General features: G+C 34.6%; 25 protein-coding genes and 1 other annotated feature. Of the genes, 23 read left to right on the top strand and 2 right to left on the bottom strand.

Annotated elements, in window-relative coordinates; translation table 11 throughout:
- The first annotated feature begins 2 nt into the window (after positions 1-2).
- A complete protein-coding gene (pdxT, locus tag EQ029_RS11120) occupies positions 3-557 on the top strand; it encodes a pyridoxal 5'-phosphate synthase glutaminase subunit PdxT (RefSeq protein ID WP_037537834.1) in 555 nt (184 codons plus the stop codon).
- Between the two features lie 104 nt (positions 558-661).
- Here the strand turns inward: pdxT and EQ029_RS11115 are convergent, their stop codons facing one another.
- Positions 662-1,876, bottom strand: coding sequence for a NupC/NupG family nucleoside CNT transporter (locus EQ029_RS11115; RefSeq protein ID WP_057504949.1), 1,215 nt, complete (start codon positions 1,874-1,876; stop codon positions 662-664).
- Between the two features lie 154 nt (positions 1,877-2,030).
- Here EQ029_RS11115 and EQ029_RS11110 point away from each other — a divergent pair, with 154 nt between their 5' ends.
- From EQ029_RS11110 to rplA, 18 genes are all read left to right on the top strand, one after another.
- Positions 2,031-2,492: a CtsR family transcriptional regulator gene (locus tag EQ029_RS11110; protein ID WP_011276739.1), complete on the top strand. Its 462-nt coding sequence runs from the start codon at positions 2,031-2,033 to the stop codon at positions 2,490-2,492.
- Positions 2,493-2,514: 22 nt separating this feature from the next.
- Positions 2,515-3,078 carry a UvrB/UvrC motif-containing protein gene (locus tag EQ029_RS11105; protein WP_011276738.1) on the top strand — a complete coding sequence of 188 codons (564 nt, stop codon included), beginning with the start codon at positions 2,515-2,517 and terminating at the stop codon, positions 3,076-3,078.
- Entirely contained in the window at positions 3,071-4,078 is a 1,008-nt protein-coding gene (locus EQ029_RS11100) for a protein arginine kinase (protein ID WP_011276737.1), read from the top strand. Before EQ029_RS11105 ends, EQ029_RS11100 begins: the two co-directional genes overlap by 8 nt.
- Positions 4,079-4,093: 15 nt before the next feature.
- A complete protein-coding gene (locus EQ029_RS11095; protein WP_016931338.1) occupies positions 4,094-6,568 on the top strand; it encodes an ATP-dependent Clp protease ATP-binding subunit in 2,475 nt (824 codons plus the stop codon).
- Between the two features lie 223 nt (positions 6,569-6,791).
- On the top strand, positions 6,792-8,156 hold the full coding sequence (radA, locus tag EQ029_RS11090) for a DNA repair protein RadA (protein WP_011276735.1): 1,365 nt from the start codon (positions 6,792-6,794) through the stop codon (positions 8,154-8,156).
- 25 nt (positions 8,157-8,181) lie between these two features.
- Positions 8,182-9,249 carry a PIN/TRAM domain-containing protein gene (locus tag EQ029_RS11085; protein ID WP_011276734.1) on the top strand — a complete coding sequence of 356 codons (1,068 nt, stop codon included), beginning with the start codon at positions 8,182-8,184 and terminating at the stop codon, positions 9,247-9,249.
- Between the two features lie 444 nt (positions 9,250-9,693).
- Positions 9,694-11,148, top strand: a complete 1,455-nt coding sequence (gene gltX, locus EQ029_RS11080) for a glutamate--tRNA ligase (RefSeq protein ID WP_033079758.1) — start codon at positions 9,694-9,696, stop codon at positions 11,146-11,148.
- Positions 11,149-11,602: 454 nt separating this feature from the next.
- The gene (gene cysE, locus EQ029_RS11075) at positions 11,603-12,232 is read left to right on the top strand and encodes a serine O-acetyltransferase (protein WP_172458793.1); all 630 of its coding nucleotides are present in this window, start codon (positions 11,603-11,605) and stop codon (positions 12,230-12,232) included.
- The gene (gene cysS, locus EQ029_RS11070) at positions 12,216-13,616 is read left to right on the top strand and encodes a cysteine--tRNA ligase (protein ID WP_011276731.1); all 1,401 of its coding nucleotides are present in this window, start codon (positions 12,216-12,218) and stop codon (positions 13,614-13,616) included. Before cysE ends, cysS begins: the two co-directional genes overlap by 17 nt.
- Position 13,617: 1 nt before the next feature.
- A complete protein-coding gene (locus EQ029_RS11065) occupies positions 13,618-14,004 on the top strand; it encodes a Mini-ribonuclease 3 (RefSeq protein WP_029376688.1) in 387 nt (128 codons plus the stop codon).
- Between the two features lie 8 nt (positions 14,005-14,012).
- Positions 14,013-14,762, top strand: coding sequence for a 23S rRNA (guanosine(2251)-2'-O)-methyltransferase RlmB (gene rlmB / locus EQ029_RS11060; protein WP_053024194.1), 750 nt, complete (start codon positions 14,013-14,015; stop codon positions 14,760-14,762).
- Positions 14,759-15,286 (top strand): NYN domain-containing protein, encoded by a 528-nt coding sequence (locus EQ029_RS11055; protein ID WP_011276728.1) that lies wholly within the window; start codon positions 14,759-14,761, stop codon positions 15,284-15,286. The genes rlmB and EQ029_RS11055 overlap by 4 nt, the downstream gene beginning before the upstream one ends.
- 70 nt (positions 15,287-15,356) lie before the next feature.
- Complete coding sequence (locus EQ029_RS11050) at positions 15,357-15,947, top strand: sigma-70 family RNA polymerase sigma factor (RefSeq protein ID WP_057504950.1); 591 nt, start codon at positions 15,357-15,359, stop codon at positions 15,945-15,947.
- Positions 15,948-16,042: 95 nt separating this feature from the next.
- Positions 16,043-16,186: a 50S ribosomal protein L33 gene (rpmG, locus tag EQ029_RS11045; protein WP_016931334.1), complete on the top strand. Its 144-nt coding sequence runs from the start codon at positions 16,043-16,045 to the stop codon at positions 16,184-16,186.
- Positions 16,187-16,247: 61 nt separating this feature from the next.
- The gene (gene secE, locus EQ029_RS11040; protein WP_011276726.1) at positions 16,248-16,448 is read left to right on the top strand and encodes a preprotein translocase subunit SecE; all 201 of its coding nucleotides are present in this window, start codon (positions 16,248-16,250) and stop codon (positions 16,446-16,448) included.
- A gap of 17 nt (positions 16,449-16,465) precedes the next feature.
- Complete coding sequence (nusG, locus tag EQ029_RS11035; protein ID WP_016931333.1) at positions 16,466-17,014, top strand: transcription termination/antitermination protein NusG; 549 nt, start codon at positions 16,466-16,468, stop codon at positions 17,012-17,014.
- A gap of 187 nt (positions 17,015-17,201) precedes the next feature.
- Positions 17,202-17,624, top strand: a complete 423-nt coding sequence (gene rplK / locus EQ029_RS11030) for a 50S ribosomal protein L11 (protein ID WP_001832298.1) — start codon at positions 17,202-17,204, stop codon at positions 17,622-17,624.
- Positions 17,625-17,848: 224 nt separating this feature from the next.
- A complete protein-coding gene (gene rplA, locus EQ029_RS11025; RefSeq protein WP_011276724.1) occupies positions 17,849-18,544 on the top strand; it encodes a 50S ribosomal protein L1 in 696 nt (231 codons plus the stop codon).
- Between the two features lie 110 nt (positions 18,545-18,654).
- Here the strand turns inward: rplA and EQ029_RS11020 are convergent, their stop codons facing one another.
- On the bottom strand, positions 18,655-19,971 hold the full coding sequence (locus EQ029_RS11020) for an ISL3-like element ISSha1 family transposase (RefSeq protein WP_058646542.1): 1,317 nt from the start codon (positions 19,969-19,971) through the stop codon (positions 18,655-18,657).
- 331 nt (positions 19,972-20,302) lie between these two features.
- Positions 20,303-20,454: a sequence feature (ribosomal protein L10 leader region), on the top strand.
- A 38-nt stretch (positions 20,455-20,492) separates the two neighbouring features.
- Here EQ029_RS11020 and rplJ point away from each other — a divergent pair.
- The 4 genes from rplJ to rpoB all read left to right on the top strand — a co-directional run bounded on the left by rplJ (position 20,493) and on the right by rpoB (position 25,940).
- Positions 20,493-20,993, top strand: coding sequence for a 50S ribosomal protein L10 (gene rplJ / locus EQ029_RS11015; RefSeq protein ID WP_011276721.1), 501 nt, complete (start codon positions 20,493-20,495; stop codon positions 20,991-20,993).
- A gap of 39 nt (positions 20,994-21,032) precedes the next feature.
- Positions 21,033-21,401 carry a 50S ribosomal protein L7/L12 gene (rplL, locus tag EQ029_RS11010; protein ID WP_011276720.1) on the top strand — a complete coding sequence of 123 codons (369 nt, stop codon included), beginning with the start codon at positions 21,033-21,035 and terminating at the stop codon, positions 21,399-21,401.
- Between the two features lie 172 nt (positions 21,402-21,573).
- Positions 21,574-22,182 (top strand): class I SAM-dependent methyltransferase, encoded by a 609-nt coding sequence (locus EQ029_RS11005; RefSeq protein ID WP_011276719.1) that lies wholly within the window; start codon positions 21,574-21,576, stop codon positions 22,180-22,182.
- Between the two features lie 206 nt (positions 22,183-22,388).
- The gene (gene rpoB, locus EQ029_RS11000) at positions 22,389-25,940 is read left to right on the top strand and encodes a DNA-directed RNA polymerase subunit beta (protein WP_011276718.1); all 3,552 of its coding nucleotides are present in this window, start codon (positions 22,389-22,391) and stop codon (positions 25,938-25,940) included.
- Positions 25,941-25,953: the final 13 nt, after the last annotated feature.

The following is a 25,953-nucleotide window of genomic DNA, read 5'->3' as shown; positions in this document are numbered from 1 at the left end:
ATATGAAAATTGGTGTATTAGCATTGCAAGGTGCCGTACGTGAACACATCCGTCATATTGAACTTAGTGGTCACGAAGGTATTGCAGTTAAAAAGGTTGAACAATTAGATGAGATAGATGGGTTAATTCTTCCAGGTGGCGAATCTACTACATTGCGAAGATTAATGGATTTATATGGATTTAAAGAAAAGTTACAACAATCTGATTTACCAATGTTTGGCACATGTGCAGGTCTTATCGTACTAGCGAAAGATGTCGAAGGTGAAACTGGCTATTTGAAGAAATTAGACATAACTGTTGAACGTAATTCATTTGGAAGACAAGTAGACAGTTTTGAAGCAGAGTTAGATATTAAAGGTATTGCTGAAGACATTGAAGGTGTATTTATTAGAGCACCTCATATCGCTAATGTTGAAGAGGGCGTAGAAATATTAAGCACAGTTGGCGATAAGATTGTAGCAGTAAAGCAAGGCAAGTATTTGGGCGTATCATTCCATCCGGAATTAACAGATGACTACAGAGTAACGCAATACTTTATTGATCATATGGTTAAATAAATGAATAATGGCAAGTTTGGGGACGTTTTAAAAGTCTTCAATTTGCAAAAAATAACCTAGAACTTCTTTATAAATTGGAAGTTCTAGGTTATTTAATTTCGATATTAGATAAAGAAACCAGCAATTGCAGCTGAAATGAATGATACTAATGTTGCACCAAATAATAACTTAAGTCCAAAGCGCGCTACGACATCACCTTTTTCAGAGTTAAGTGATTTAATGGCACCTGAGATAATACCGATTGAACTGAAGTTTGCGAATGATACTAAGAATACAGACGTTACACCTTTCGCATGTTCAGATATATCTTTTAAGTTACCTAATGATTGCATTGCAACGAATTCATTAGATAATAATTTAGTTGCCATAACGGAACCTGATTTAACAGCGTCTTCCCAAGGTACACCAGCTAAGAATGCTAATGGTGCAAAGACAAATCCGATTAATGTTTGGAAGTCCCATTTAATTGCGCCGCCTGATAATAAGCTAAATGCACCACTTACTAAACCGTTTAATAATGCGATGATTGCAATATAACCAATTAACATTGCGCCTACGATTACTGCAACTTTGAAACCATCTAAAATGTATTCTCCTAACATTTCGAAGAATGACTGTTTTTTAGTTTCGCTTTCGTCTACTAATAGTTTATCGTCTTCTTCATTAACTTTATAAGGGTTAATGATTGAAGCAATAATGAAACCACCAAATAAGTTTAATACAACAGCTGTAACAACATATTTAGGTTCAATCAATGTGAAGTATGCACCAATAATTGACGCTGATACTGTAGACATTGCTGAAGCTGTTAATGTGTACAAACGTTGTTTAGGTATGTAAGGTAACTGTTGTTTCAATGAAATGAATACTTCAGATTGACCTAAGATTGCAGCAGCAACTGCATTGTATGATTCTAAACGTCCCATACCATTAATTTTAGAAATTAAGAATCCTAAAACATTAATAATCCATGGTAAGATTCGAGTATATTGTAAGATACCAATTAATGCTGAAATAAATACAATTGGTAGTAACACACTGAAGAAGAATGGTGGGTTTTTAGGATCTACAAACTTAAATCCGCCAAACACGAAGTTAACCCCTTCTGCAGCTTTTTGTAATAAGTAGTTAAATCCTTCCGAAATGCCCCCAATAACTGTAATACCTGCTGTCGTTTTCAATAAAATAAACGCGAACACAAGTTGGATAACTAATAAAATACCAACATACTGACAGCGGATATTTTTTCTGTCAGAGCTAAACAAAAATGCAAGTGCCAAAAAGAAAATTATCCCTATAATCCCAATAAGAATATGCATAATTCTACTCCTTTAAATTTACTTAACTAATATAATACAATAAATTCTTACATGTAACATCAATAATTTTAGAAAATTAAAAAACAAATTGGTTGAAAAAGGTCAAAGATGCTCATATAATATAGTCAAAGAAGGTCAAAAGAGGTGGTAAATCATGCACAACATGTCTGACATCATAGAACAATACATTAAAAAGTTATTCGAAGAAAGTAATGAAGACGTGGTAGAAATTCAACGAGCAAATATTGCTCAACGGTTCGACTGTGTACCTTCTCAATTAAATTATGTCATTAAAACTAGATTCACAAACGAACATGGTTATGAAATAGAAAGTAAACGAGGTGGTGGAGGTTATATCCGAATCACCAAAATTGAAAATAAAGATGCAACGGGGTATATTAATCATCTGTTGCAAATCATTGGGCCATCCATTTCCCAGCAACAAGCTTACTATATTTTAGATGGTTTGCTAGATAAAGGTCTCATTAGTGAAAGAGAAGCAAGAATGATTCAAGTTATAGTTGATCGTGAGACTTTGAAAATGGATGTTGTTGCTCGAGATATTATTAGAGCGAATATTTTAAAACGTTTGTTACCAATCATTAATTTTTATTAATAGAAAAGCGAGGTGTCTATGTGTGCTTTGCGAAAACTGTCATTTAAATGAAGCAGAGGTTAAACTTACAGTAAAAAGTAAAGAAGGCACTTCTGAGAAATGGGTATGTTCTATATGTGCTCAAGGTGAAAACCCTTGGCAACAAAATGAAACGCCATCCCCACATTCTCAGTTTCAAGACGATATTGAAGAAGCATTTGTCGTCAAACAAATATTGCAACATTTGGCAACGAAACATGGTATTAATTTCCATGAAGTAGCTTTTCAAGAAGAGAAGCGATGTCCAACGTGTAAGATGACATTAAAAGATATTGCGCATGTAGGGAAATTCGGGTGTGCAAATTGTTATGCCACTTTCAAAGATGACATCGTAGATATAGTAAGACGCGTACAAGGTGGACAATTTGAACACGTAGGTAAAACGCCTCGTTCTTCTCATAAGAAACTTGCCATCAAGAAACAAATTGAGGAAAAAACAAAATATCTCAATGTACTAATAGATGAACAAAACTTTGAAGAGGCTGCTATCGTTAGAGACGAAATAAAAGCATTGAAAGACGAGAGCGGGGTGGAGCGCAATGAGTGATATGAATGCTCATATCAGTGAATGGATGAAGGAAACTGAAGAATCTCCAATTGTTATGTCATCAAGAATTCGATTGGCTAGAAACTTAGAAAATCACGTTCACCCACTCATGTTTCCATCAGAACAAGATGGCTTCAGAGTTATAAATGAAGTACAAGATGTATTGCCTGATTTAGATTTAATGCGTTTGGATACAATGGATCAACAAAACAAAATGAAACTTGTTGCAAAACATTTAATTAGTCCTGAACTGATTAAACAACCCGCATCAGCAGTGTTATTGAATAAAGATGAATCAATAAGCATTATGATTAATGAAGAAGATCATATACGCATACAAGCAATGGGCACCGATTTATCTTTACAAGACTTATATAACATAGCTAGTGAGATTGATGATACGTTAGATCAATCACTAGACATTAGTTATGATGAACATTTAGGATATTTAACTACGTGTCCAACAAATATTGGTACAGGTATGCGAGCAAGTGTGATGTTACACTTGCCAGGATTATCCATTATGAAACGTATGAATCGTATTGCACAGACAATTAATCGTTTCGGTTTTACAATTCGAGGTATATATGGAGAAGGCTCGCAAGTCTATGGCCATATTTATCAAATCTCAAATCAATTAACACTTGGTAAGACTGAAGATGAAATCATAGATAATTTAACTGAAGTTGTTCAACAAATCATAAATGAAGAAATGCAAATTCGTGAACGTTTGACTCAATACAATGAATTAGAAACGCTAGACCGTATTTATCGGTCATTGGGTATTTTACAAAATAGTCGGATCATTTCAATGGAAGAAGCTTCTTATCGTTTAAGTGAAGTGAAATTAGGTATCGATTTAGGGTATTTAACATTGAGTGATTTTAAATTTAATGAATTAATGGTAAGTATTCAATCAGCGTTTATCTATAACGATGAAGATGAAACAATCTCTGTAAATGAAAAGAGAGCAAATATATTAAGAGAATATACTCAATAGGAGGTACAAAAATATATGCTATTTGGTAGATTAACTGAACGTGCACAACGTGTCCTAGCACACGCACAAGAAGAAGCAATACGTTTAAATCATTCTAATATAGGTACAGAACATTTGTTATTAGGTTTAATGAAAGAACCAGAAGGTATTGCTGCTAAAGTATTAGAAAGTTTTAATATAACCGAAGATAAAGTGATTGAAGAAGTCGAAAAATTAATCGGTCACGGACAAGATCAAACAGGAACATTGCATTATACACCAAGAGCCAAGAAAGTAATTGAACTTTCAATGGATGAAGCAAGAAAGTTACACCATAACTTTGTAGGTACAGAACACATATTACTAGGTTTAATTCGTGAAAATGAAGGCGTAGCTGCTCGCGTATTTGCTAATCTTGATTTAAATATTACGAAAGCGCGTGCCCAAGTCGTCAAAGCGCTAGGTAGTCCTGAAATGAGCAATAAAAATGCTACAGCAAATAAATCAAATAATACCCCTACATTAGATGGATTAGCACGTGATTTAACTGTCATTGCCAAAGATGGAACGTTAGATCCAGTTGTTGGTAGAGATAAAGAAATTACTCGTGTAATTGAAGTGTTAAGTCGTCGTACTAAAAACAATCCTGTACTAATTGGTGAACCCGGTGTAGGTAAAACTGCAATTGCAGAAGGTCTTGCTCAAGCTATTGTTAATAATGAAGTACCTGAGACACTTAAAGGTAAACGCGTGATGTCACTTGATATGGGAACAGTTGTAGCTGGTACTAAATATCGTGGTGAATTTGAAGAACGTTTGAAAAAGGTAATGGAAGAAATTCATCAAGCTGGTAACGTAATCTTATTCATTGATGAATTACACACATTAGTTGGTGCTGGTGGAGCTGAAGGCGCAATCGATGCGTCAAATATATTAAAACCAGCATTAGCACGTGGTGAATTACAATGTATCGGTGCGACAACATTAGATGAATATCGTAAAAACATCGAGAAAGATGCAGCGTTAGAACGTCGTTTCCAACCTATTCAAGTTGATGAACCAACAGTTGAAGACACAATTGCAATTTTAAAAGGATTACGTGATCGTTATGAAGCGCATCACCGCATCAATATTTCAGATGAAGCACTTGAAGCGGCTGCTAAATTAAGTGATCGTTATGTATCAGATCGTTTCTTACCCGATAAAGCAATTGATTTAATTGATGAAGCAAGTTCAAAAGTAAGACTGAAAAGTCATACAACACCTAACAACTTGAAAGAAATTGAGCAAGAAATTGAAAAAGTAAAAAATGAAAAAGACGCAGCAGTTCATGCTCAAGAATTCGAGAATGCTGCTAATTTACGTGATAAACAAACTAAACTTGAAAAACAATATGAAGATGCCAAAAATGAGTGGAAAACAACTCAAGGTGATCAATCCACTTCTCTATCTAAAGAAGATATTGGTGAAGTCATTGCAGGTTGGACAGGTATACCACTTACAAAAATTAATGAAACTGAATCGGATCGATTATTAAATCTTGAACAAACGTTACATGATAGAGTTATTGGCCAAAATGATGCTGTAACTTCTATTAGTAAAGCGGTACGCCGTGCTCGTGCAGGATTGAAAGATCCTAAACGTCCAATCGGTAGTTTTATCTTCTTAGGTCCTACAGGTGTAGGTAAAACAGAATTAGCTAGAGCATTAGCAGAATCAATGTTTGGTGAAGAAGATGCAATGATTCGCGTTGATATGAGTGAGTTTATGGAAAAACATGCTGTGAGTCGTTTAGTTGGAGCGCCTCCAGGCTATGTAGGTCATGATGAAGGTGGCCAATTAACTGAGAAAGTAAGACGTAAACCATACTCAGTTATCTTATTTGATGAAATCGAAAAGGCGCATCCAGATGTATTTAATATTCTATTGCAAGTTCTAGACGATGGTCATTTAACTGATACAAAAGGACGTCAAGTTGATTTCCGAAATACAGTGATTATCATGACTTCAAATGTCGGTGCACAAGAATTACAAGATCAACGCTTTGCTGGTTTCGGTGGCGGTTCTGAAGGTCATGACTATGAAACAATTCGCAAGACTATGATGAAAGAATTGAAAAATTCATTCCGCCCAGAGTTCTTAAACCGTGTTGACGACATCATCGTATTCCATAAACTTTCTAAAGATGAATTGAAAGAAATCGTTACAATGATGGTTAATAAACTAACACAACGACTATCTGAGCAAGATATTAATATTGTTGTAACTGATAAAGCAAAAGAAAAAATTGCTGAAGAAGGCTATGATCCAGAATACGGTGCCCGTCCATTAATCAGAGCTATTCAAAAAACAGTTGAAGATAACTTGAGTGAATTAATCTTAGACGGTAACCAAATTGAAGGTAAAGAAGTTGTCATCGACCATGATGGTGATGAATTTAAATATAATATCAATGAAAAAAATAATGGTATTTCAGATGAAGGCAATGAAGTAACTGAAACTGAAGCATAATACAATAAAATTAATGTTAAATATAAGCTGAGACATATCATACTCGAATGTCTCAGCTTTAATTTTTAATGATTTCAATGAATTAATTTTAATCATTATAAGTATTAATCATCTCAAAAATAAATAGAACCAAATTTATACTAAATTGCTTAAGTTTACATTTGTCATTGTGCAACGTTACATATAAAATAGATTTGTTCAAAGAAAAATCGGGGGTGCAATTTTGGCCAAAAAGAAAGTGATTTTTGAGTGTATGGCTTGCGGTTATCAATCTCCAAAATGGATGGGAAAGTGTCCTAATTGTGGGTCATGGAATCAAATGGAGGAAATTGTTGAAAAAGCTTCAAATCCTAAGCACGGCGTAAAGACATCAACGTCTAGCGCGAAAGTCCAGAAATTAAATGATATCAAGAATGAAGTGACACCGAGAGTTCAGACAGAATCAAAAGAGTTCAACCGCGTTTTAGGTGGTGGCATTGTAAGTGGTTCTTTAGTGTTAATAGGTGGAGATCCTGGTATCGGTAAATCAACGCTATTACTGCAAATTTGTGCATCATTGTCACAAAAATTAAATGTACTGTATATTACAGGTGAAGAATCATTAAATCAAACTAAACTACGTGCCGATCGACTAGATGAGGATTCGAGTAATTTAAATGTGCTAGCAGAAACGGACTTAGAAGTAATACATCAAACAGTTCAACAAGCGCAACCTGATATTTTAGTTGTGGATTCCATTCAAACAATATATCATCCAGAAATTAGTTCAGCACCTGGTTCTGTGTCTCAAGTAAGAGAAAGTACACAGAGTTTAATGAATATTGCTAAACAAATGAATATTGCAACATTTATCGTCGGACATGTTACGAAAGAAGGTCAAATTGCAGGACCACGTCTATTAGAGCATATGGTTGATACAGTATTGTACTTTGAGGGAGATGAGCATCATGCTTATCGTATCTTGAGAGCGGTTAAGAACCGTTTTGGTTCTACTAATGAAATGGGCATTTTTGAGATGAAACAAAGCGGATTAAAAGGCGTTCATAATCCTTCAGAAATGTTCTTAGAGGAACGTTCTACCAATGTGCCGGGATCAACGATTGTAGCAACTATGGAAGGTACACGACCTCTATTAATAGAAGTTCAGGCCTTAGTGACGCCTACAACATTTAATAACCCTAGACGTATGGCAACAGGTATAGATCATAATCGTTTGAGTTTATTAATGGCTGTATTAGAGAAAAAAGAAAACTATTTATTACAACAACAAGATGCATACATAAAAGTAGCTGGTGGCGTACGATTGACAGAGCCGGCAGTTGATTTAAGTGTTATAGTAGCAACAGCTTCAAGTTTTAAAGATAAAGCAGTAGATGGGCTTGATTGTTATATTGGGGAAGTAGGTTTGACCGGTGAAGTGAGACGTGTTTCTCGAATTGAACAACGTGTTCAAGAAGCAGCTAAATTAGGCTTTGAACGTGTTATTATTCCACAGACAAATATCGGTGGATGGCAATTTCCTGAAGGCATTAAAGTAGTTGGAGTGTCTACAGTACATGACGCTTTAAAATATGCATTCAAATCGTAAATATAGTGAAAAAGAGGTGAGACTTATGAACGTATTAAAAGGAATTGTAATCATAATATATATTATTCTAGGTGCTGCACTTGGTATTTTACTAATACCTGAAATACTTAAGGATTTTAATATTAATGGTTACCCATTTTTACATAACTATTATATAGATGGCTTAATTGGAATAGTAGTATTTTTCTTGATTTTTGGCTTCTTTATTAATAAAGTTACGAAGACTTTTAAAGCCATTGAACATTGGATTATGCAGCGCAGTGCTGTTGAAATTTTATTTGCAACACTTGGACTTATCATTGGATTATTTATATCAGTTATGGCTTCATTTATTCTAGAAATGATTGGAAATACGATATTAAATCATCTAGTACCGCTTATTATTACATTATTGCTATGTTATTTAGGTTTCCAATTTGGTTTAAAAAAGCGTGACGAAATGTTAATGTTCTTGCCGGAAAATATGGCACGCTCTATGTCTAAAAGTAATATTAGTGCTGTACCTAAACTTTTAGATACAAGTGCAATTATCGATGGACGTATTTTAGATGTCATTCGATGTGGTTTTATAGATGGTGAAATCCTTATTCCGCAAGGCGTTATTAATGAACTTCAAGTTGTAGCTGATGCGAATGATAGCGTGAAACGTGAAAAAGGACAACGTGGCTTGGATATATTAAATGAATTATACGACTTAGAGTATCCTACACGCGTGATACATCCACAAAAGTCTCACAGTGATATAGATGAATTATTGGTGAAGTTAGCACAGACTTATCATGCGCATGTGATTACTACCGATTTTAATTTAAATAAAGTATGTCACGTGCAAGGAATTAAAGCTTTAAACGTGAATGACTTATCTGAAGCAATTAAACCAAATGTTCATCAAGGTGACCGCATTAATATTCTATTGACTAAAATGGGTAAAGAGCCTGGTCAAGGTGTAGGCTATTTAGATGATGGCACAATGGTAGTCGTTGACAATGCGAAATCACTTGTAGGTAAACATGTAGATTTAGAAGTCATCAGTTTATTACAAACATCATCAGGGCGTATTATTTTCGCTAAAAAAATAGACGATTCAGAGTAATGATAAATATGTTCTTTAAACTTAGAGATTAAGAAGATATGTTCAATTATAAAAAATTAAATTATTGTAAGTGATTAGGTTTCATGTGAAACGCTAAATGTGGAGGGGACTCTTTTCAAGAAGCGAAGCATGGAACCTATTTACATAAAGTAGATGTATGAATTAATGATTATCTATAGCGTAAACAAGTGACTTATCAAAGTATTGATTTAGTGCTACAATAATGAAGAAATGCGAACTTTTATCTAAGGGTAATGTAAAGTGGAAAGTTATTCGGGAACATGTCTAAAATGATAGTTTAGAATAGCTTTTTTTCTAATGGTTTGAAGATGTTTCTTACTGGCGTAGAACGACTCGGTTAGAGTGTAAAGTTTGTAGCCTGTATTAGATAAAGCGTATAAATTCGAAGTTAAAACATAACTAATATTTATAGGAGTGAATACGATGAGTGAACGTATTAGAGTGAGATATGCGCCAAGTCCAACTGGATATTTACACATTGGTAATGCAAGAACTGCATTATTTAATTATTTATTTGCTAAGCATTATGATGGTGATTTCGTAGTGCGTATTGAAGATACGGATAGTAAACGTAACCTTGAAGATGGTGAGTCATCTCAATTTGATAACTTAAAATGGTTAGGATTAGATTGGGACGAATCAATCGATAAAGACAAAGGTTATGGACCTTATCGTCAATCAGAACGTGGTGATATCTATAATCCACTTATTCAACAATTATTGGACGAAGATAAAGCGTACAAATGTTACATGACTGAAGAAGAGCTTGAAAAAGAACGTGAAGATCAAATCGCACGTGGTGAAATGCCTCGTTACGGTGGTCAACATGCACATTTAACTGAAGAAGAACGTCAACAGTTTGAAGCTGAAGGTCGTCGCCCATCAATTAGATTCCGTGTGCCTCAAGATCAAACGTATACGTTCAATGATATGGTTAAAGGTGAAATTTCATTCGATTCAAACAATATAGGTGATTGGGTTATCGTTAAAAAAGATGGCATCCCTACCTATAACTTTGCTGTAGCTATCGATGATCATTACATGGAAATTTCCGATGTTATTCGTGGTGACGATCACGTTTCTAACACACCAAAACAACTTATGATTTATGAAGCATTTGGTTGGGAAGCGCCACGCTTTGGTCATATGTCGCTAATTGTTAATGAAGAACGTAAAAAATTAAGTAAACGTGATGGCCAAATTTTACAATTTATTGAGCAATATCGTGATTTAGGTTACTTGCCAGAAGCGTTATTTAACTTTATTACATTATTAGGTTGGTCTCCAGAAGGAGAGGAAGAAATCTTTTCTAAAGAAGAATTTATTAAAATCTTTGATGAAAAACGTCTTTCTAAATCACCAGCGATGTTCGATAGACAAAAATTAGCATGGGTTAATAACCAATATATGAAAACAAAGGATACTGACACTGTATTTGAACTTGCATTGCCTCATCTTATTAAAGCTAATTTAATACCAGAATCTCCAAGTGAAGATGATAAAGAATGGGGTCGCAAATTAGTGGCACTATATCAAAAAGAAATGAGCTATGCTGGCGAAATTATACCTTTATCTGAAATGTTCTTCCATGAAATGCCTGAATTAGGAGAAGAAGAACAAGAAGTCATTAATGGAGAACAAGTTCCTGAATTGATGACACATTTATATGGTAAATTAGAAGCTTTAGAACCATTTGAAGCGGCTGACATTAAGAAAACAATTAAAGAAGTACAAAAGGAAACAGGTATTAAAGGTAAACAATTATTCATGCCTATTCGTGTTGCTGTAACTGGTCAAATGCACGGCCCTGAATTACCTAATACAATTGAAGTATTAGGTAAAGATAAAGTACTTTCACGATTGAAAAAATTCGTGTAAAGGACATCAGGCAAGTTGCACGAATGAGATGCTAATTTAACATATCTAACACTTGAAATTTTACATTAAAGCAAATATGATAAAGTTAAAGATGGCGAAGCCATTTTGGTATGAGTATTTAAAGGCGAAGGATTAGTAAATATTGGACTATGATATCAGAGAGTGTACGGATGCTGTGAGTACGCCATAGACGATGTTGAATGCACCTTTGTATAATCAACTAAATATAGTAAATGAGTATGATAAAGTGAATCTAGTAACCTATAGTTATATAGACATACTAGCTTGCATTTATCTAGAATACAGAGTGGAACCGTGCAGTAGCGCCTCTAGCATCTTAAGTGTTAGGGGCGCTAATTATTTTATTTAGAATGTATTTAAGTATTTTGCTATTAAATTTGGAAATTTTTAAACTTTTTAAAAAACTGAGGGGGCGACAGTCTTGATAAAAAGAATGAGAGACGATGTGAAAATGGTATTTGAACAAGACCCAGCAGCTCGTACAACATTTGAGGTTATTACAACATATGCTGGATTACATGCAGTTTGGAGTCACCTTATTGCACATAAATTATATAATAAGAAACGCTATGTATTGGCGAGAATTATATCTCAAGTATCACGTTTCTTTACAGGTATTGAAATACATCCGGGCGCGAAAATTGGCAAGCGCTTATTTATAGACCATGGTATGGGTGTAGTAATTGGTGAGACTTGTACAATTGGTGATAATGTGACTATTTATCAAGGTGTAACACTGGGTGGTACGGGCAAAGAAAAAGGAAAACGTCACCCTGATATTGGCGATAATGTATTAATCGCAGCTGGGTCAAAAGTGTTAGGTAATATTCAAATTGATTCGAATGTGAATATTGGTGCGAATTCAGTGGTATTACAATCAGTTCCAAGTTACACGACTGTAGTCGGTATTCCGGGGCATATTGTTAAACAAGAGGGTAAACGTATCGGTAAAACATTTGATCACCGTAATTTACCTGACCCTTTATATGAACAAATTAAGCAACTAGAAAAACAACTTGAAAAAGCGAAGAACGGAGAGATTAAAGATGATTACATTATATAATACATTAACGCGTCAAAAAGAGACATTTGAACCTATCGAACCAGGTAAGGTGAAAATGTATGTCTGTGGTCCGACAGTATACAATTATATTCACATTGGTAATGCACGCCCTGCCATAAATTATGATGTTGTACGTAGATATTTTGAATATAAAGGATACGAAGTGATTTATGTTTCAAACTTCACAGATGTAGACGATAAATTAATAAATCGTTCTAAGGAATTGAATGAGAGTGTACCGGATATTGCAGATAGATACATTAAAGCGTTTTATGAAGATGTTGGTGCATTAAACGTTAAGAAAGCGACTTCGAATCCACGTGTAATGAATCATATGGATGAGATTATTGATTTTATTAAAGAGCTAGTTGATGAAGGTTACGCCTATGAGAGTGACGGCGATGTCTACTTTAGAACACGCAAATTTGAAGGTTACGGTAAATTAAGCCATCAGTCATTAGATGATTTAAAGGTAGGAGCAAGAATAGAAGCTGGGGAACAAAAAGAAGATGCGTTAGACTTTACTTTATGGAAAAAAGCAAAACCAGGTGAAATTAGTTGGGAAAGTCCTTTTGGTGAAGGGCGTCCAGGTTGGCATATTGAATGTTCAGTAATGGCGTTTCATGAACTAGGCAAAACAATTGATATTCATGCTGGTGGTTCTGACTTACAATTCCCTCATCACGAAAACGAAATTGCGCAATCAGAAGCGCATAATCATGCCCCATTTGCTAATTACTGGATGCATAATGGTTTTATAAATATAGATAACGAGAAAATGAGTAAATCGTTAGGTAACTTTATACTAGTTCATGACATCATAAAAGAAGTAGATCCTGACGTACTGCGATTCTTCATGATTAGCGTACATTATAGAAGTCCTATTAACTATAATCTAGAACTTGTTAATGCAGCTAAGAGTGGTTTAGAACGCATTCGTAATAGCTATCAATTAATAGAAGAACGTGAAACAATCGCGACAGACATCGTTGACCAATCTAAATATATCGAACAAATTGATGCTATTATAGAGCAATTTGAGACAGTAATGGATGATGATTTCAATACTGCTAATGCTGTTACGGCTTGGTACGATTTATCTAAACTTGCGAATAAATATGTTTTAGAGAACAATACATCTACTCAAGTCATTTCTCGATTCAAAGAAGTTTATCAGATATTTAGTGATGTACTTGGAGTTCCACTAAAAGGTAATAAATCAGATATGTTACTTGATGAAGATATTGAAAAGCTCATCGAAGAACGTAATGAAGCGCGTAAAAATAAAGACTTTGCACGTGCAGATGAAATAAGAGACATGCTTAAAGAACAAAACATTATATTAGAGGATACGCCACAAGGTGTACGCTTTAAACGTGGATAATATGGATATTAAATTGTTAAACCCGTTAACACTAGCCTACATGGGTGACGCAGTGTTGGACCAGCACGTGCGAGAATATATCGTTCTTAAATTACAAAGTAAGCCTAATCGATTGCATCAAGTTTCGAAAAGTTATGTGTCTGCGAAAAGTCAGGCGCAAACTTTAGAAACATTATTTGAAATGGGTTGGTTCACGGATGAAGAATTAGATATTGTTAAAAGAGGTCGTAATGCTAAAAGTCACACTAAGGCTAAAAATACGGATATTCAAACTTATCGTAAAAGTTCTGGTTTAGAAGCAGTCATTGGATATTTATATTTAGATCATCAAGAAGAAAGATTGGAAAATTTACTTGATATGATTGTTCAAACAGTCAATGAAAGGTAGTGAAAACAGTGGAAGATATCGTTATTGTCGGTAGGCATGCTGTTAAAGAAGCGATTGTTTCTGGCCATACAATTAATAAAATTTGGATACAAGAGGGAATCAGAAAGCAACAAATCAATGATATTTTACAAAATGCTAAAGAGCAAAAATTGATTGTGCAAACAGTTCCAAAATCCAAATTAGATAATTTAGCAAATGCACCTCATCAAGGTGTTGCTGCACTTATTGCACCATATGAATATGCTGATTTCGATCAATTTATTCAATCTCAAAAGGATAAAGAAGGTTTATCAACTGTAGTGATTTTAGATGGCCTTGAAGATCCTCATAACTTAGGCTCTATATTGAGAACGGCAGATGCTAGCGGTGTTGATGGTGTTATTATTCCTAAAAGACGTTCAGTAGCGTTAACGCAAACAGTTGCTAAAGCATCAACAGGTGCGATACAACATGTTCCAGTTATGCGTGTTACGAATTTAGCAAAAACAATTGACGAATTAAAAGAACATGGCTACTGGGTAGCAGGTGCTGAAGCGGATAATGCAACAGACTATAGAGATATGGCGGCGGATATGCCATTAGCTATCGTTATCGGTAGTGAAGGACAAGGCATGAGTAGATTAGTGAAAGATAAATGTGATTTTTACATTAAAATACCTATGGTTGGACATGTTAATAGCCTCAATGCATCGGTAGCTGCTAGTTTAATGATGTATGAAATATATCGTAAACGTCATCAAGTCGGAGATAACGCATGAAAGATAAATATTTGATAATTGATGGCTACAATATGATTGGACAGTCACCAGAACTCGGTAAAATTGCAAAAGATAATTTGCAAGAAGCACGAGAGCAATTATTAGATGCTATAGCAAACTATAATGCTGTTGTAGCTGATGAAATTGTATGTGTGTTTGATGCATATGAACAATCAGGTATAGAAAGAGAATACATTTATCATGGTGTGAAAACAGTATTTACAAAAGAAAAAGAGACTGCGGATAGCTATATAGAACGTTATGTTTATAATTTATATAACAAGCACACGACACATATTACCGTTGTAACCAGTGATATGAGCGAGCAACATGCAATATTTGGTGCTGGCGCATATCGTGTATCTTCGAGAGAGATGTGGCGTGATTTAAGAGAAAATGAAATCACAGTGAGTAAGTCATTAGATGATTTCACAGAAAGTAAACCGAGAACTCGTATTTCGTTATCGAATGATGTGTTAGCAGAATTTGAAAAGATTAGACGTGGAAATCATAATAAAGATTAAAATCGTCCACTTGTCTTTTGAAAATGACTTCATATAAACTTTGCCTAACTTAATTTGAAAGGTAAGGTTTATGGCGCATCAATTTATACAACTAGAGAAGACCTTTAAAGCATTCCAAAATAGTCGTAGTAGTCACGAACAAGATAGATTATTTATAGATATAGTAAACCACATACAACCTAAACTTTTTATAAAATTTAAAAGTTATGGAATACAAAATGAAGATATTGAAGATTTAGTACAAGAAACTTTAATCAGGATTTATTTAGCACTTCATACATTTGATTTTAGTACAGACGTTCCTTTTGAACACTATTTGAATTGTATCGTACGATCGATGCGAAATGATTTTTGGAGAAGAAAATATATTGAGACTGATAAGTACGATAGCATCATTAATGACTATGTTATTGACTACAAATTGAATCAATCAAGTAAATATATTGAAGATATTTGTATGATAAAAGAGAAACGAGAATTGCTAGCGAGTAGTTTAACAGTATTAAGTCGATTCGAGCGAAACGTAGCTGAATTACTAATGTCTGATTATACGCCTAGTGAAATTGCAAAACAGCTAGGTATTAAAGATAAAGTGGTTTACAATAGTATTCAACGTTGTAAAATGAAAATGAAATACTATTTATTGAAGCGTCTTTATTAGGTTGTATTAACTTATACATAGCGGCGCTTGTTTGACATTTAATGTTAGGTTTATGTATAGTATACTGGTATTAAAATGAGCAAAGGTGAACTGATTTGAAAAAAGTACCTTTAATTTGTGAGGTTTGTGGTACTAGAAATTATAACGTACCGAAAAAAGAAACTTCTGCAACGAGACTAGAAATAAAAAAATATTGTTCGAGATGTAATGCACATACGATTCATAAAGAGTCTAAATAATAGTGAAAGTATTGCTATTAAAGTTAACGGTTAACTAACTGTGAGTATGGAGGTAATTTTGATGGCTAAAGATAAGGGCACAAACAAAGAAAAAGACAGTTTCTTCCAAGGCGTTAAAAGTGAAATGGAAAAAACGAGTTGGCCAACAAAAGAAGAACTTTTTAAATATACTGTAATTGTAGTTTCTACAGTAATCTTCTTTATGGTCTTTTTCTGGGTATTAGATATAGGTATTGGGAATTTGATTGAACTATTTAGATAAGAATAAGGAGTGACAACATGTCTGAAGAGGTTGGCGCAAAGCGTTGGTATGCTGTGCATACGTATTCTGGATATGAGAATAAAGTTAAGAAGAATTTAGAAAAAAGAGTAGAATCAATGAATATGACAGAACAGATTTTTAGAGTTGTCATACCTGAGGAGGAAGAAACACAAGTTAAAGATGGTAAAGCCAAAAAGCAACTTAAAAAAACGTTCCCTGGTTATGTACTTGTAGAACTAGTGATGACTGATGAATCTTGGTATGTAGTACGTAACACACCTGGTGTTACAGGATTCGTTGGTTCAGCTGGAGCTGGTTCTAAACCAAACCCATTATTACCTGAAGAAATGCGATTCATTTTAAAACAAATGGGACTTAAAGAAAAAACAATCGATGTAGAATTAGATGTAGGAGAACAAGTTCGTATTAAATCTGGACCGTTCGCTAATCAAGTTGGAGAAGTTCAAGAAATCGAACCTGATAAATTTAAATTAACTGTATTAGTTGATATGTTCGGCAGAGAAACACCAGTTGAAGTTGAATTTGATCAAATAGAAAAACTATAATCAATTAATTTTGGAAAAACATTGAACAACAAAAAAGATGAAATTTTACTATTGCTTTTTAAGTTGGTTCAGTGTTAAAATAATGTGGTCGCGTTTTTATAGCGCTCATTTCGTCACGAAATGTTTATGAGTGGGAGGGCAAAACTGAGCCCTGTGACCACATCACGATATCAAGGAGGTGCACATCGTGGCTAAAAAAGTAGAAAAAGTAGTTAAATTACAAATTCCTGCAGGTAAAGCGAACCCAGCACCACCAGTTGGTCCAGCATTAGGTCAAGCAGGTGTGAATATCATGGGATTCTGTAAAGAATTCAACGCACGTACACAAGAACAAGCAGGTTTAATCATTCCGGTAGAAATCAGTGTTTATGAAGATCGTTCATTTACATTCATTACTAAAACTCCACCGGCTCCAGTACTACTTAAAAAAGCAGCTGGCGTAGAAAAAGGTTCTGGTGAACCTAACAAAACTAAAGTTGCTACAGTAACTAAAGATCAAGTACGTGAAATTGCTCAAACTAAAATGCAAGACTTAAACGCTGCAGACGAAGAAGCGGCTATGCGTATTATCGAAGGTACTGCTCGTAGTATGGGTATCACTGTACAATAATTAATGAATACAAAGTTAGTTTAATTTTGAAATAAACTGATAGACGATAGCAGGTAACAGAAATGACAACGACAATATTGTCTATGATTAGTCTGGGTGACTAGTAATCTTTCTTAAGATTACTCAAACATTAGACATTCATCTGTTATCTGCTCTTAACTTGTGTTAGGCACAAGTAAGCGTGGGAGGAAATTCCGCTAAAACCACTAAAGGAGGAACAATAAATGGCTAAAAAAGGTAAAAAGTATCAAGAAGCAGCTAATAAAGTTGATCGTACTAAACACTATAGTGTTGAAGAAGCAATCAGCTTAGCTAAAGAAACAAGCATTGCTAACTTTGACGCATCAGTTGAAGTTGCTTTCCGTTTAGGAATTGATACACGTAAAAATGACCAACAAATCCGTGGTGCAGTAGTATTACCAAACGGAACTGGTAAATCACAACGTGTATTAGTATTTGCTAAAGGTGACAAAATCACTGAAGCAGAAGAAGCAGGCGCAGATTACGTAGGTGAATCTGAATACGTACAAAAAATTCAACAAGGTTGGTTCGACTTTGACGTAGTAGTAGCTACACCAGACATGATGGGCGAAGTTGGTAAATTAGGTCGTGTATTAGGACCTAAAGGTTTAATGCCAAATCCTAAAACTGGTACAGTAACTATGGATGTAAAAAAAGCTGTTGAAGAAATCAAAGCTGGTAAAGTTGAATACCGTGCTGAAAAAGCAGGTATTGTACATGCTTCAATCGGTAAAGTTTCATTCAGCGATGAAAAATTAGTTGAAAACTTCAAAACTTTACAAGACGTATTAGCTAAAGCTAAACCATCATCTGCTAAAGGTACTTACTTCAAATCTGTTGCTGTAACTACAACAATGGGTCCTGGAGTTAAAATTGATACTTCATCATTCAAATTATAATTAAGTGTAAACTTATTTAATTATAGAACCTGTGACTTTTCGAATGTCACAGGTTATTGTTATTTATATGGCTCTACGTCAAATCGGACTGATGAGTCCAAATATTGAGATTAAGCAACTTTAAGTTGTTTAATCTCTTTTTTTGTTGTTGAGACAAATAGTCGCGAAGTTATAATAATTCGATTACGTAAATTATCATAATTTCTATAACCAAAAGATACCCTTTTAATGAGTTTGATTTTATTATTAATTCCTTCTAACGGGCCGTTGGTCAGGTTAGAATATGTCATAGTATTTTCAATGAAAGTAGCTAATCGTCTTAAAGTTCTAATGACTGGGCGTAATTTAGGACACACATCTGAAAGATGAATAGAAAAGAGTTTATGATTAAATTTCTCTATTTGATTTTCTTTTAATAATCTTCTTAGCTCATGAACGTAGTGATATGTATTAAATAGTTCTACATCTACACCTAATAAGTAATTTATAATGCCTTTTTCGGTTTTCCACTCTTTAAATAAATGGACTTTATGATAATTAAATGCTTCTAGCGTTTCAAAAGGTTTAAGAAATAGTTTCCAATAACTTTTATATTTATTATAAAGCGGTCTATTAGAGGTTCTATAACAATTCATTACATGAACTCTAGACATATTTAACGCTCGATTTAAAGATTGAACAATATGAAAACGATCAATAATAATCTTCGCGTTAGGAAATAATTGTTTGATTAGTGACATATATGGTTCATACATATCAATCGTGACTGTTTTGACTTTTTGTCTGAGTTTCAAAGAATAGCGATAAAAATGATCTTTTAGCGATTTTAACTTACGATCCGCTACCACATCTACGATGCGGTGCGATACAGCATCTGCATAAATAAAACTCATTTTTCCGATAACATTTTTAACACTTTTAAATTCGTCCATCATTAAGTGTTCAGGTAAAGCATCAAAAGAAGACTGACCTACGTCGCTTGCCGCTTGATTAATCACTCTAGACACAGTCATTGATGATACTAAGCATGACTTAGCGATAGATTTTTGAGAGCGGTATTCTTGTGCTTTATCTAAAACTGCAAGTTTTGTTTTATTAGAAATAAAGCAATGAGCGTCGACAATATTAGATTTAGCAGTAAAATGACTGTCACATGATTTACAATAAAATCTTTGTTTTTGAAGTTCTAAATAAGCGGGCATTTCCATAATTTTAAGTAAAGTAATCGTTGAGGTTTTCTTACCATTTTTTACTATTGAGAAATTTTCATTTTTAGTTGAACAATTTTCACAATGTGTAGGTTGATAAGTGAGCTCGGCATAGTAAAACAAGCTCATTCGTCCTTTATGTTTTTTCTCAATCACTTCATCTGAAAAATTTAGATTTTTATCTTTAATTCTTAATGTATTTAATATAGACTTACACATAGGCGCATTACCTTTCTTTTTTATTTTGTTTGGTAGCTAATAATTATAGAGGTAATTGCGCCATTTTTGTATTCAAACATAAAAATTGGACTGATGATTTTTAGTCATCAGTCCAATTTATTATAGAGCCATTTATATACAGAAATAACTTTTGTGTGAACATGATGCAGTCTACAAATGGAATTTATTTATTCTGAGCATATTGAAGTCTATGCCTTCATATGTGATGGCGAAGAAACAAGTAGTCGATAGAGAAGTAATAACTTTATTTCATTTTAAAGTAAAAAAATTGGAAAAGTGATTGACATATTACAATAATGAGGTTATATTATTTATTGTGATTATTTTACCTAAGACAGTAGGAGTTATAGTATAACTTAAAAATTATCCTGCCGAGGCTAAAATTGACTTGAACGTGTGATCATAAAAATGATCTTTCAAGCGCTTTTTGCCGTGGGTAGAAAGTGCTTTTTTTATTGAGAAATTTAAAAAGCACCAAAAATAAAAATGGAGGTGTCTGAATGTCTGCTATTATCGAAGCTAAAAAACAACAAGTTGATGTTATTGCTGAACAACTTAAAAATTCAGTTTCAACTGTTATCGTTGACTACCGTGGCTTAACAGTTGCAGAAGTAACTGAACTACGTTCACAATTACGTGAAGCTGGTGTTGAGTACAAAGTTTACAAAAACACTATGGTTCGTCGTGCAGCTGAACAAGCAGGTATCGAAGGCTTAGATGAATTCTTAACAGGTCCTACAGCTGTTGCAACTTCAACTGAAGATGTAGTAGCACCAGCGAAAGTTATCGCAGGATTTGCTAAAGAACACGAAGCTTTAGAAATCAAAACAGGCGTTATGGAAGGTAGCGTTATTTCAGCAGAAGAAGTTAAAACTGTTGGTTCATTACCTTCACACGATGGTCTTGTTTCTATGCTTTTATCAGTATTACAAGCTCCAGTACGCAACTTCGCTTATGCGGTTAAAGCTGTTGGAGAACAAAAAGAAGAAAGCGCTGAATAATTGCGCATAAAAAATTAAAATAATTGGAGGAAATATAAAATGGCTAATCAAGAACAAATCATTGAAGCAATTAAAGAAATGTCAGTATTAGAATTAAACGATTTAGTAAAAGCAATTGAAGAAGAATTTGGTGTAACAGCAGCAGCTCCTGTAGCAGCAGCTGGTGCAGCTGGTGGCGGAGACGCAGCAGCAGAAAAAACTGAATTTGACGTTGAGTTAACTTCAGCTGGATCTTCAAAAATCAAAGTTGTTAAAGCAGTTAAAGAAGCAACTGGTTTAGGCTTAAAAGATGCTAAAGAATTAGTAGATAACGCTCCTAAAGTAATCAAAGAAGGCGTTGCTAAAGAAGAAGCTGAAAAACTTAAAGAACAATTAGAAGAAGTTGGAGCTACTGTAGAATTAAAATAATTCTAGTATCTTAACTTAATATCGAAGGTTATGTGTTTTTAATGTATTAATAATACATTATCAGAACTAACCTGAATTCTTTGAGAAATTAAAACCCCGTTATCACGATAACGGGGTTTTTACTTCATTTTCTAGTAAAATAAAGATGAACAATGAAAAAAGAGGTGACGTTATGGGACACTATTATGATGAAAATCCAGATGTACAAAGTGATGAAAGAGTCATTCAATATCATTATCATTCCCATCAATTAAATTTAACTACAGATGCAGGTGTGTTCTCAAAAGCACAAGTAGATTTTGGATCAGATACGTTAGTACAAACATTTTTAAACGAGCATCCTCCTGGACCAAGTAAGACGATTGCTGATGTTGGATGTGGGTATGGTCCGATAGGATTAATGATTGCAAAAGTTTCACCACATCATCAAATTACTATGGTTGATGTGAATAAGCGTGCGTTAAATCTTGCTGAAAAGAATAAAAAAGCAAATCAAATTGATAACGTCATTATCAAAGAAAGTGATGGTTTATCACAACTAAAGGATAGTCATTTTGATTATGTACTAACCAATCCTCCCATTAGAGCTGGCAAAGAAGTTGTTCATCGTATTTTTGAAGAAGCATATCAACAGTTAAATTCACAAGGTGAGTTGTACGTTGTGATTCAAAAGAAACAAGGTATGCCTTCTGCTAAAAAGAAAATGGAAGAAATTTTCAATAATGTCGAAGTTGTTAACAAGAATAAAGGATACTATATATTGAAAAGCCGAAAAGGTTGATTTCAAAGTTGTATTCTGATATAGTTATAAAATGTAAAAATTTATGTTCAATAAGTGTGTACTTTTACGCGAAAAGAGTACGATAAACAAGAATAAATGTAGAATCGAAAATGGTGTCATCAACTGTGTTGCCGTTTTCTTTTTGTCTTGTTATACGATTTTTACGCGTATTGGTTCATCACACAATATTTGAGGGGTGAATCTGTTTGGCAGGTCAAGTTGTCCAATATGGAAGACATCGTAAACGTAGAAATTATGCGAGAATTTCAGAAGTATTAGAATTACCAAACTTAATAGAAATTCAAACTAAATCTTACGACTGGTTCCTAAAAGAAGGTTTATTAGAAATGTTCCGTGATATTTCTCCAATTGAAGATTTCACAGGTAACCTTTCTTTAGAATTTGTAGATTATCGATTAGGTGAACCAAAATATGATTTAGAAGAATCAAAAAACCGTGACGCTACTTATGCTGCACCTCTTCGTGTTAAAGTACGTCTAATAATCAAAGAAACTGGCGAAGTTAAAGAACAAGAAGTATTTATGGGTGACTTCCCATTAATGACAGATACAGGTACATTCGTAATCAATGGTGCAGAACGTGTAATCGTGTCTCAATTAGTACGTTCACCATCCGTTTATTTCAATGAGAAAATTGACAAAAACGGTCGTGAAAACTATGATGCGACAATTATCCCTAACCGTGGTGCATGGTTAGAATATGAAACAGATGCTAAAGATGTAGTTTATGTACGTATTGATAGAACACGTAAATTACCATTAACAGTATTATTACGTGCTTTAGGCTTCTCAAACGATCAAGAAATTATTGATTTATTAGGAGACAGTGAATATTTACGTAATACGCTTGAAAAAGATGGCACTGAAAATACTGAGCAAGCATTATTAGAAATATACGAACGTTTACGTCCTGGTGAGCCACCAACAGTTGAAAATGCGAAAAGTTTACTTTATTCACGCTTTTTCGACCCTAAACGTTATGATTTAGCAAGTGTTGGTCGTTACAAAGCTAATAAAAAATTACACTTAAAACACCGCTTATTTAATCAAAGATTAGCAGAACCAATCGTTAATAGCGAAACTGGTGAAATTGTTGCCGAAGAAGGTACAGTTCTAGACCGTCGCAAATTAGACGAAATTATGGAAGTTTTAGAAACAAATGCTAATAGTGAAGTGTTTGAATTAGAAGGTACAGTTATTGATGAACCTGTTGAGATTCAATCAATCAAAGTTTACGTACCAAATGATGAAGAAGGTCGTACGACTACTGTAATCGGTAATGCGTTACCAGATTCAGAAGTTAAATGTATTACACCAGCAGATATCATTGCTTCAATGAGTTATTTCTTTAACTTGTTAAATGGCATTGGTTACACAGACGATATTGACCACTTAGGAAACCGTCGTTTACGTTCAGTTGGTGAATTATTACAAAACCAATTCCGTATCGGTTTATCAAGAATGGAACGTGTTGTACGTGAAAGAATGTCAATTCAAGATACAGACTCTATCACACCACAACAATTAATTAATATCCGTCCGGTTATTGCGTCAATTAAAGAGTTCTTCGGTAGCTCTCAATTATCACAATTCATGGACCAAGCTAACCCATTAGCTGAGTTAACACATAAACGTCGTCTTTCTGCATTAGGACCTGGTGGTTTAACACGTGAACGTGCTCAAATGGAAGTACGTGACGTTCACTACTCTCACTATGGTCGTATGTGTCCGATCGAGACTCCAGAGGGACCAAACATTGGTTTGATTAACTCATTATCAAGTTATGCACGTGTGAATGAATTTGGTTTCATTGAAACACCATATCGTAAAGTAGACTTAGACACTAACTCTATTACAGATCAAATCGACTACTTAACTGCTGATGAAGAAGATAGCTATGTAGTTGCCCAAGCGAACTCTCGCTTAGATGAAAATGGTCGTTTCTTAGATGATGAAGTCGTATGTCGTTTCCGTGGTAATAACACAGTTATGGCTAAAGAGAAAATGGACTACATGGACGTATCTCCTAAACAAGTAGTTTCAGCTGCGACAGCATGTATTCCTTTCCTTGAAAATGATGACTCTAACCGTGCATTAATGGGTGCAAACATGCAACGTCAAGCAGTACCATTGATGAACACAGAAGCACCATTTGTTGGTACAGGTATGGAACATGTTGCTGCACGTGACTCAGGCGCTGCAATTACAGCTAAATATAGAGGTCGCGTTGAACATGTTGAATCTAAAGAAATCTTAGTTCGTCGTTTAGTAGAAGAAAACGGTACTGAACATGAAGGTGAATTAGATCGTTATCCATTAGCTAAATTCAAACGTTCAAACACTGGTACTTGTTACAACCAACGTCCAATTGTTTCAGTTGGCGATGTCGTTGAGTATAATGAAATTTTAGCTGACGGACCATCAATGGAATTAGGTGAAATGGCATTAGGTCGTAACGTTGTCGTTGGTTTCATGACTTGGGACGGTTACAACTATGAGGATGCTGTTATTATGAGTGAACGTCTAGTTAAAGATGACGTTTATACTTCAATTCATATTGAAGAGTATGAATCAGAAGCTCGTGATACTAAACTAGGACCTGAAGAAATCACTCGTGATATTCCAAATGTTTCAGAAAATGCACTTAAAAACTTAGATGATCGTGGTATTGTCTACGTTGGTGCTGAAGTTAAAGACGGTGACATCTTAGTAGGTAAAGTAACGCCTAAAGGTGTGACTGAATTAACAGCTGAAGAAAGATTATTACACGCTATCTTCGGTGAAAAAGCACGTGAAGTACGTGATACATCATTACGTGTACCTCACGGAGCTGGTGGCATCGTTCTAGATGTTAAAGTATTTAACCGTGAAGAAGGCGATGATACTTTATCTCCAGGCGTTAACCAATTAGTACGTGTATACATCGTACAAAAACGTAAAATCCATGTTGGGGACAAAATGTGTGGTCGTCATGGTAACAAAGGGGTTATCTCTAAGATTGTGCCTGAAGAAGATATGCCTTACTTACCAGATGGACGTCCAATTGATATCATGTTAAACCCACTTGGTGTACCATCTCGTATGAACATCGGACAAGTATTAGAATTACACTTAGGTATGGCTGCTAAAAACTTAGGCATCCATGTTGCATCTCCAGTATTCGATGGTGCGAACGATGATGATGTATGGTCAACAATCGAAGAAGCAGGTATGGCTCGTGACGGTAAAACAGTCTTATACGATGGTAGAACTGGTGAACCATTCGATAATCGTATTTCTGTTGGTGTTATGTACATGCTTAAACTTGCACACATGGTTGACGATAAATTACACGCTCGTTCAACTGGTCCATACTCACTAGTTACACAACAACCGCTTGGTGGTAAAGCACAATTCGGTGGACAACGTTTCGGTGAGATGGAGGTATGGGCACTAGAAGCATACGGTGCTGCTTACACATTACAAGAAATCTTAACTTACAAATCTGACGATACAGTAGGACGTGTTAAAACTTACGAAGCTATCGTTAAAGGTGAAAACATCTCTAGACCAAGTGTTCCAGAATCATTCCGCGTATTGATGAAAGAACTACAAAGTTTAGGTTTAGATGTCAAAGTTATGGATGAACAAGATAATGAAATCGAAATGGCTGATGTTGATGATGAAGATGCAACTGAGCGCAAAGTAGATTTACAACAAAAAGATGTTCCTGAAACTCAAAAAGAAACTACTGACTAATTAGAATTTGAAC

Source organism: Staphylococcus haemolyticus (assembly GCF_006094395.1).
Taxonomy (GTDB): Bacteria; Bacillota; Bacilli; order Staphylococcales; family Staphylococcaceae; genus Staphylococcus; species Staphylococcus haemolyticus.
Note: the sequence above shows the minus strand (reverse complement) of the source record. Positions and strands in the feature narration are given on the sequence as shown.